The organism is Marinilactibacillus piezotolerans, assembly GCF_900114235.1.
Lineage (GTDB): Bacteria > Bacillota > Bacilli > Lactobacillales > Carnobacteriaceae_A > Marinilactibacillus > Marinilactibacillus piezotolerans.
In genome coordinates, this window is record NZ_FOSJ01000082.1 from 1 (window position 1) to 6,038 (window position 6,038).

Genomic DNA, 6,038 nt, shown 5'->3' on the forward strand with positions numbered 1-6,038 from the left:
CCGGCGAGTCGCAAAGCCAAAGATGTAGGAAGGGTCATCACTGACTGGCTCAATCATTTACCGGCACATTTCTTTAAATCACTCACCTTTGATTGTGGAAAAGAGTTTTCAAACTGGAAAGATATTTCTAACGCGAACGATATTGATATCTATTTTTGTGACCCTGGAACTCCTTCACAACGGCCATTGAATGAAAATTCAAATGGTATTCTTCGAAGGAACGGACTGCCCAAAGAAATGGATTTTAACAAGGTAAGTGAAACATTTATTCAATCCATGTCTGATGAGAGGAATCGAATTCCAAGACGGTCTCTCGGGTTCAAGACACCCATGCAAGTATTCGTAGAAGAAATTCACAATAATTTGGGACAAGCTATTTCTCTTGCCTCCCTCCAGAAATGGGCGGAAAGAACATTTTGTCCGTCAGCTGTGTAATCTAACACAGCGAGTCAGCGACTACAAGAGAAGAGCACTCTTTCCGTCACTGACACGCCGTGTTTTAACGTTTACGCCGACCGACAGAAATGACTTTCCTTATACTTGCATTTATTCATAAAGGGAACATGAAGGAGTATAAATATTTTCTAGTTTAATTTGACAAATGACATTATCTAAAAATCGCTTTGATTTCAAAGTAATCTTCAACGCCGTACAAACCGTTTTCTCTACCGAAACCAGATTGCTTATATCCTCCGAATGGTGCTTTAGGAGAACGGGCAGCATCGTTTATTGTAATGTTTCCTGTACGGATCTGACGTGCTACTTTAACGGCTTCTTCTTCAGGTCCAACAACTCCGCCGGATAATCCATATATTGAATCATTCGCTAATTCAATTGCTTCCTCAATATCATCATACGTGATGACGACAAGAACAGGTCCGAAAATTTCTTCTTGCGCAATGGTCATATCATTTTTCACATTAACAAATACTGTAGGTTCAACATAGTAACCTTTACGGTCCATTTTATTGCCACCAATCAGCACATCTGCGCCTTCTTCTTTTCCTTTTTCAATATAGCCCAATACAGTTTCCATTTGATCTTTCGAGACTAGCGGGCCTACAACAGTATCCTCTTCTGCTGGATCACCGACTTTGATATCTTTGTAATAGTCTTTCAGAACTTCTTTTGTTCGCTCAAGTTCATCTTTTGGCACAAATAGACGAGTCAATGCGGAACAAGTTTGTCCTTGGTTATGCAGAACAGTATTGGCTGCATTTTTCACAGCTAGTTCTAGATCTCCGCCTTTTAAATAAACCATTGGAGATTTCCCACCTAATTCTAGTACAAGTTTCTTGATATTTGTTTTTGCTTTTTCATATAAGCTTGATCCAACTTTTGTAGATCCTGTAAACGAGATTACAGAAACATCTGGATGACTTGTTAAATAGTCTCCGGTTTCACTACCAGGACCAGTAACAATATTAAATACCCCTTTAGGCAATCCAGCCTCATCTGCAATTTCTGCTAATAGCAGGGCAGTAAAAGGTGTCATGTTTGCTGGTTTTACCACTACTGTATTTCCTGCCAGTAGTGCAGGTGTAATTTTTCTCTGAATCTGATTGAGGGGATAATTCCATGGTGTAATACAAGCTACTACTCCGAATCCTTCTTTGATGATCGTCGCATTATCGATTGTTTCTTCAAAATCATATTTTCGAATTTCTTCAATACTCGCTGACATTTCTTTTACAGCAAGACCAACTTGGGTCTGATCAGCGAATGTAGCCGACGTTCCTAATTCTTTGATCATAATATCCATTAGATCCTGTTTTCTATCTTTAATGCCATTTAAAAATTTTTCCATGTAATTTGCTCTAGTTTCAGGATTAGTCTGATTCCATTCTGTAAAGGCTGTTTTGGCTGAGGCTACAGCTGAATTTACATCTTTTTGATTAGCATTCACAACTTTTCCCATTGTTTCTTCTGTAGTTGGATTAATGACTTCTGTATAATCTGTTGATTGAGCTTTCTGCCATTCTCCATTGTAATATAATGTTTCTTCTCTCACTAAAATCCTCTCCTTAATTCTATTATGTAAAAAATATTTAAGAAAGCCAACTCAAAGACCTTGTTAAATGTTTATTTTTTATAAGTGAGAAAAATCTAAGGATTTTAATCTATTCAGGTGCTGATATTTGAGGTAATCTTATCTTCGAGGTGATAATAAATGAAATTAACGATAAGAAAAAGAACATTGGGAACCATTCCGCTACTAGAAGTGGTTCGTGAAGAGAAGAAAAATGAAATACAGCCTTTGATTATCTATTATCACGGTTGGCAATCCTCTAAAGAACTAGTACTTACTCAAGGCCGTAAATTAGCTGAAGCAGGTTTTCGCGTATTACTTCCTGATGCAGCGAATCATGGAGAACGTAAACAGCCGATAACCAAGATTCCTTCTTTAACTTTCTGGCAAAGTATTCAGACCAATCTATTTGAGTTTGGATATATAGTAAATCATTTTAAAGAACGTGGATTAGCGGATGATCGGATTGCGGTTGGTGGAGTATCAATGGGTGGAATCACAACTTGTGCTTTATTGACAAATCATCCAGAGATCAAAGTCGCGGCTTGTATAATGGGGTCACCCAAGCCAGTTGCTTATCGTGAAAGAATCTTTAGACATGCAGAACAACTGGATCGTTTTTACCCACATGATTATGAAAATCTCCTTGCCTGGATTCCACGATATGATTTATCACTACAGCCAGAAAAACTAGCTGGTAGACCGGTATTATTCTGGCATGGTAATCAAGATGAAATTGTTCCGTTTGAAGATACTGCAGAATTTGTAGCAGAGAATCCGGATCTGAATCTTACATTCGTAGAAGAAGATGAAGTTCATCTAGTAAAAGTTCCCACAATGGAAATGATTGCAGAGTTTTTTGTGAAAGAAATGTAGTAAAAGATATCATTTGATAGTGGTTAAATAAACAACCTAGATAATTCATTATGAATAATAGGTCTTACAATGATATACTAAAAGTAAGTAAAAGGGAAGGTTGTTATATATAATGAGATTAAGTGTATTAGATCAAGCACCGATTACGAGAGGAAACTCTCCCCAAGGGGCTCTGGAAAAAGCGGTAGAATTAGCACAAGTAACTGAAGAATTAGGATATTATCGTATGTGGATGGCCGAGCATCATGGTAGTGATGCTTTTGCAAGTTCCGCTCCAGAAATTATTACCGCATATATTGCTGCAAAAACAAAAACCATTCGTCTAGGAACAGGCGGAACAATGATGATGCATTATTCTCCGTTGAAGATGGCAGAAGTATTCAAAACCTTGAGTGCACTAGCACCTGGTCGTATCGATTATGGTGTTGGACGTGCACCTGGTGGAGATCAGCGATCTATATATGCATTGTCGCAAGGGAATAATCCTGACTTTGATCATTTATATGAAAAACTTGATGTGGCTTTAAAGCTAATAAAAGACGAAGTACCTGAAGAAACATTATATAAACATACAATTGCGACTCCAAGAAAAGTAACTTTACCGGAAGCTTGGCTACTAGGATCAAGTGGAAATAGTGCAATCGAAGCTGGGCAAAGAGGGATAGGCTATTCATTTGCACAATTCTTCATGTTAAACGCTATGCGAAAAGAAATATTTGAATTATATCGGTACCACTTTAAACCTTCTGAATTTTTAGAAAAGCCAGAAATTAATGTAGCGTATTTAGTTACTGTTGCAGAAACTAAAGAAGAAGCTGAATTTCAAGCTAAACCTCAAGATATCGCGCGTATTCATCTTGCTCAAGGAAGAATGAGTCAGTTGAGAACACCAGAGCAGGCGAGAGACTACAAGTTATCTGAAGAAGAAAAAATAGGAATTCAAAGAAATCGTCAGATTCATTTGGTAGGAACGGCTAAAGAAGTCGCCGACAAGTTAAGAGAAGATGCTGAAGTATATGGTTTTCAAGAAGCTATGATTTGTAGTATTGCGCATTCTCAAGAGCAGCGCTTAAACACGTACCGCCTGCTAGCAAAAGAGATGTTATAAAAGTCGATGAAATAGAACTGAGGATCAATTATTTTGCAGATAAACCAAGAAAAACTTAATAGAGAAAAAATTCATGTCTTGAATAAACTGGTTTCACATTATGGCATTCAAAATTGGTGGTCCGACGAGAATCGGATAAAAGACTGGGTCTCTATGATTTTGATTCAACAGACGACTCAACAGAATGTTTATAAAGCACTATTCAATTTGGAGCCCTATCTGACTGTTAGACAGTTACATGAAATGGATGAAGAGACACTACAAGCGTTGATTCGACCAGCAGGATTTTATAAACAGAAAAGCCAGTATATAAAAGCGCTGATGCAGTGGTTTATTGATCATGGTGAACGTTTTGATAAATTTGATAAGTATACAAACAAAGAACTGAGAATCGAGTTGCTGTCAATCAAAGGGGTAGGTCCGGAAACGGCAGATGCGATGATGCTATATCTCTTTGAGCGGAAAGTCTTTATAGGAGATCAATATGCGATTCGCTTATTTAAACGATTAGGCTTTGGAGAATATAAAAGTTTGGAACATATGCGCAGGGAATTCAATCATTTAGCAGAAATGGTTCCACTTGAACTTTGTAAAGAATGGCATGCAGCAGTTGATGTACATGGGAAAGCTTATCGTTTGAGTAAAAATCTGGATGAATCCTGGCTATTGCCATCTGATAAGCAAGGGACAAATTAAAGTAGATAGTGAGCGTTTGACAGTGAATTTTGTAAATTTCTTTCTTCTCTCTTGAAATATCAAATTAAATACACTACGTGAACTACTCACCACTTAGCTAAATTTAATGATTCTTACCGCTTGAACTGACGCTTCCTGGAACTCACGCATATTTGACTGAGCATTTCTTAACAAGTCAGCATAACGTATTTACCTCAACCTATAAAAATGGGGCGACTTCTGCCTAGAATATATTAAATTATATACTCAATACCAAAAAGCTGAAGAAAGCAGATATCTGCTTCCTTCAGCTTTTTTTAGAATCAAATGTTTAATGTTTGTCAGTATCTTTTGAATTGTGAGCCGGATCAGTTGGATCAATTCCAGGATCATCTGTAGGATCTGGAGCTGGCTCAACTGAATTATCTGCGTTAGAATCAACTACTGTATCTGATCCGGGATTAATGGGATCGACAATTGGTTGATTGACAGTGTTCGGTGCAATTGGGTCCCCGGTTGGTGGAGTAACAGGAGCATTTGTATTTGCAGGATTGTCGTTTGTACTTACATTGGAGTTGTCATCTACTAGAATAACGACATTACCATTTTGAATATCGTCTCTATAGTCATTTAATAGAGTGTTTTCAGAATCTGAAGTTAGATTTGAAGAATCAGAGCCTGAATTATTAGAATCACCAGTGAAGACATCTTTGATTTTATCCATCATTGATTCATCTTCTTCATGACTGGAATCATTTCCGTAGACTTTAGTATGAACATCGGTTGACAATTTAGCATTTGTAGCCTGGTTACTTGCCATAGTAATGGCACTTCTATCGTACCCTTGAGATAGTAAAGCCTCTACTGCACGATTTGCATCTTCTGCTGTTAAATAGCTTCCTTCAACATATTTACTCATAACTAATTTCCTCCTATTAATCTTTTGCAATAATGGATTACAATGTAAGTATATTGAGCATCCTAAATATATACAAATTATACGCTTGACCTGAATAATTCATAGCTCTATAATTTAAGCTGGTTTCTTGAATAAATTAATCGTTCTTGGAAAAATTGGGAATTTTTCTACAAAATAGTGCGTTCTCGAAGTAGATTTTAACTAAATGAACCTTCTTACGATTCTCTTGTTTGTTTGAAGGCATACTTCTCCCTTGTAGACGATTGATTCAAAAAAATAACGTGATAACTGATTTAAATCCATTGACTGGATCGCCGTAGGCGCTCGAAGACCCTATAGAATTCAGTTTGATACACATGATAACTCGACAATTTTAGATAGGCTCGTCTGCCTGTTTGCACAAGTTTGCCAGCGACTTTAAGGAATGTTAG

The 6,038-nt window shown here is 37.2% G+C and carries 6 protein-coding genes and 1 pseudogene; 4 read left to right on the plus strand and 3 right to left on the minus strand.

Going from position 1 to position 6,038, the window contains the following annotated elements; all coding sequences use genetic code 11:
* Window positions 1-435 (plus strand): IS30 family transposase (locus tag BM212_RS12895; RefSeq protein WP_245750976.1); only part of this gene is annotated, 435 nt, incomplete at its 5' end.
* Between the two features lie 172 nt (window positions 436-607).
* On the opposite strand, the gene BM212_RS11790 is transcribed toward BM212_RS12895, so the two are convergent.
* Complete coding sequence (locus BM212_RS11790) at window positions 608-2,011, minus strand: aldehyde dehydrogenase family protein (protein ID WP_091898732.1); 1,404 nt, start codon at window positions 2,009-2,011, stop codon at window positions 608-610.
* A gap of 159 nt (window positions 2,012-2,170) precedes the next feature.
* Here BM212_RS11790 and BM212_RS11795 point away from each other — a divergent pair, with 159 nt between their 5' ends.
* The 3 genes from BM212_RS11795 (at window position 2,171) to BM212_RS11805 (ending at window position 4,709) form a co-directional block, all read left to right on the plus strand.
* Window positions 2,171-2,905 (plus strand): alpha/beta fold hydrolase, encoded by a 735-nt coding sequence (locus tag BM212_RS11795; RefSeq protein WP_091898735.1) that lies wholly within the window; start codon window positions 2,171-2,173, stop codon window positions 2,903-2,905.
* A 112-nt stretch (window positions 2,906-3,017) separates the two neighbouring features.
* A complete protein-coding gene (locus BM212_RS11800; protein WP_091898737.1) occupies window positions 3,018-4,013 on the plus strand; it encodes an LLM class flavin-dependent oxidoreductase in 996 nt (331 codons plus the stop codon).
* 33 nt (window positions 4,014-4,046) lie between these two features.
* Window positions 4,047-4,709 (plus strand): endonuclease III domain-containing protein, encoded by a 663-nt coding sequence (locus tag BM212_RS11805; protein WP_425434179.1) that lies wholly within the window; start codon window positions 4,047-4,049, stop codon window positions 4,707-4,709.
* A 310-nt stretch (window positions 4,710-5,019) separates the two neighbouring features.
* Here BM212_RS11805 and BM212_RS11810 read toward each other — a convergent pair whose 3' ends face one another.
* Both BM212_RS11810 and BM212_RS12520 read right to left on the minus strand, forming a co-directional pair.
* Window positions 5,020-5,607 carry a RodZ family helix-turn-helix domain-containing protein gene (locus BM212_RS11810; RefSeq protein ID WP_091898739.1) on the minus strand — a complete coding sequence of 196 codons (588 nt, stop codon included), beginning with the start codon at window positions 5,605-5,607 and terminating at the stop codon, window positions 5,020-5,022.
* Window positions 5,608-5,900: 293 nt separating this feature from the next.
* Window positions 5,901-6,038 (minus strand): annotated as a pseudogene (locus BM212_RS12520) (IS1380 family transposase); the annotation flags it as partial.

Bases quoted from the DNA above. Each gene is read 5' to 3' on its own strand.
- BM212_RS11795 (WP_091898735.1), top strand. From the start codon at position 2,171: ATGAAATTAACGATAAGAAAAAGAACATTGGGAACCATTCCGCTACTA.
- BM212_RS11800 (WP_091898737.1), top strand. From the start codon at position 3,018: ATGAGATTAAGTGTATTAGATCAAGCACCGATTACGAGAGGAAACTCT.
- BM212_RS11810 (WP_091898739.1), bottom strand. From the start codon at position 5,607: ATGAGTAAATATGTTGAAGGAAGCTATTTAACAGCAGAAGATGCAAAT.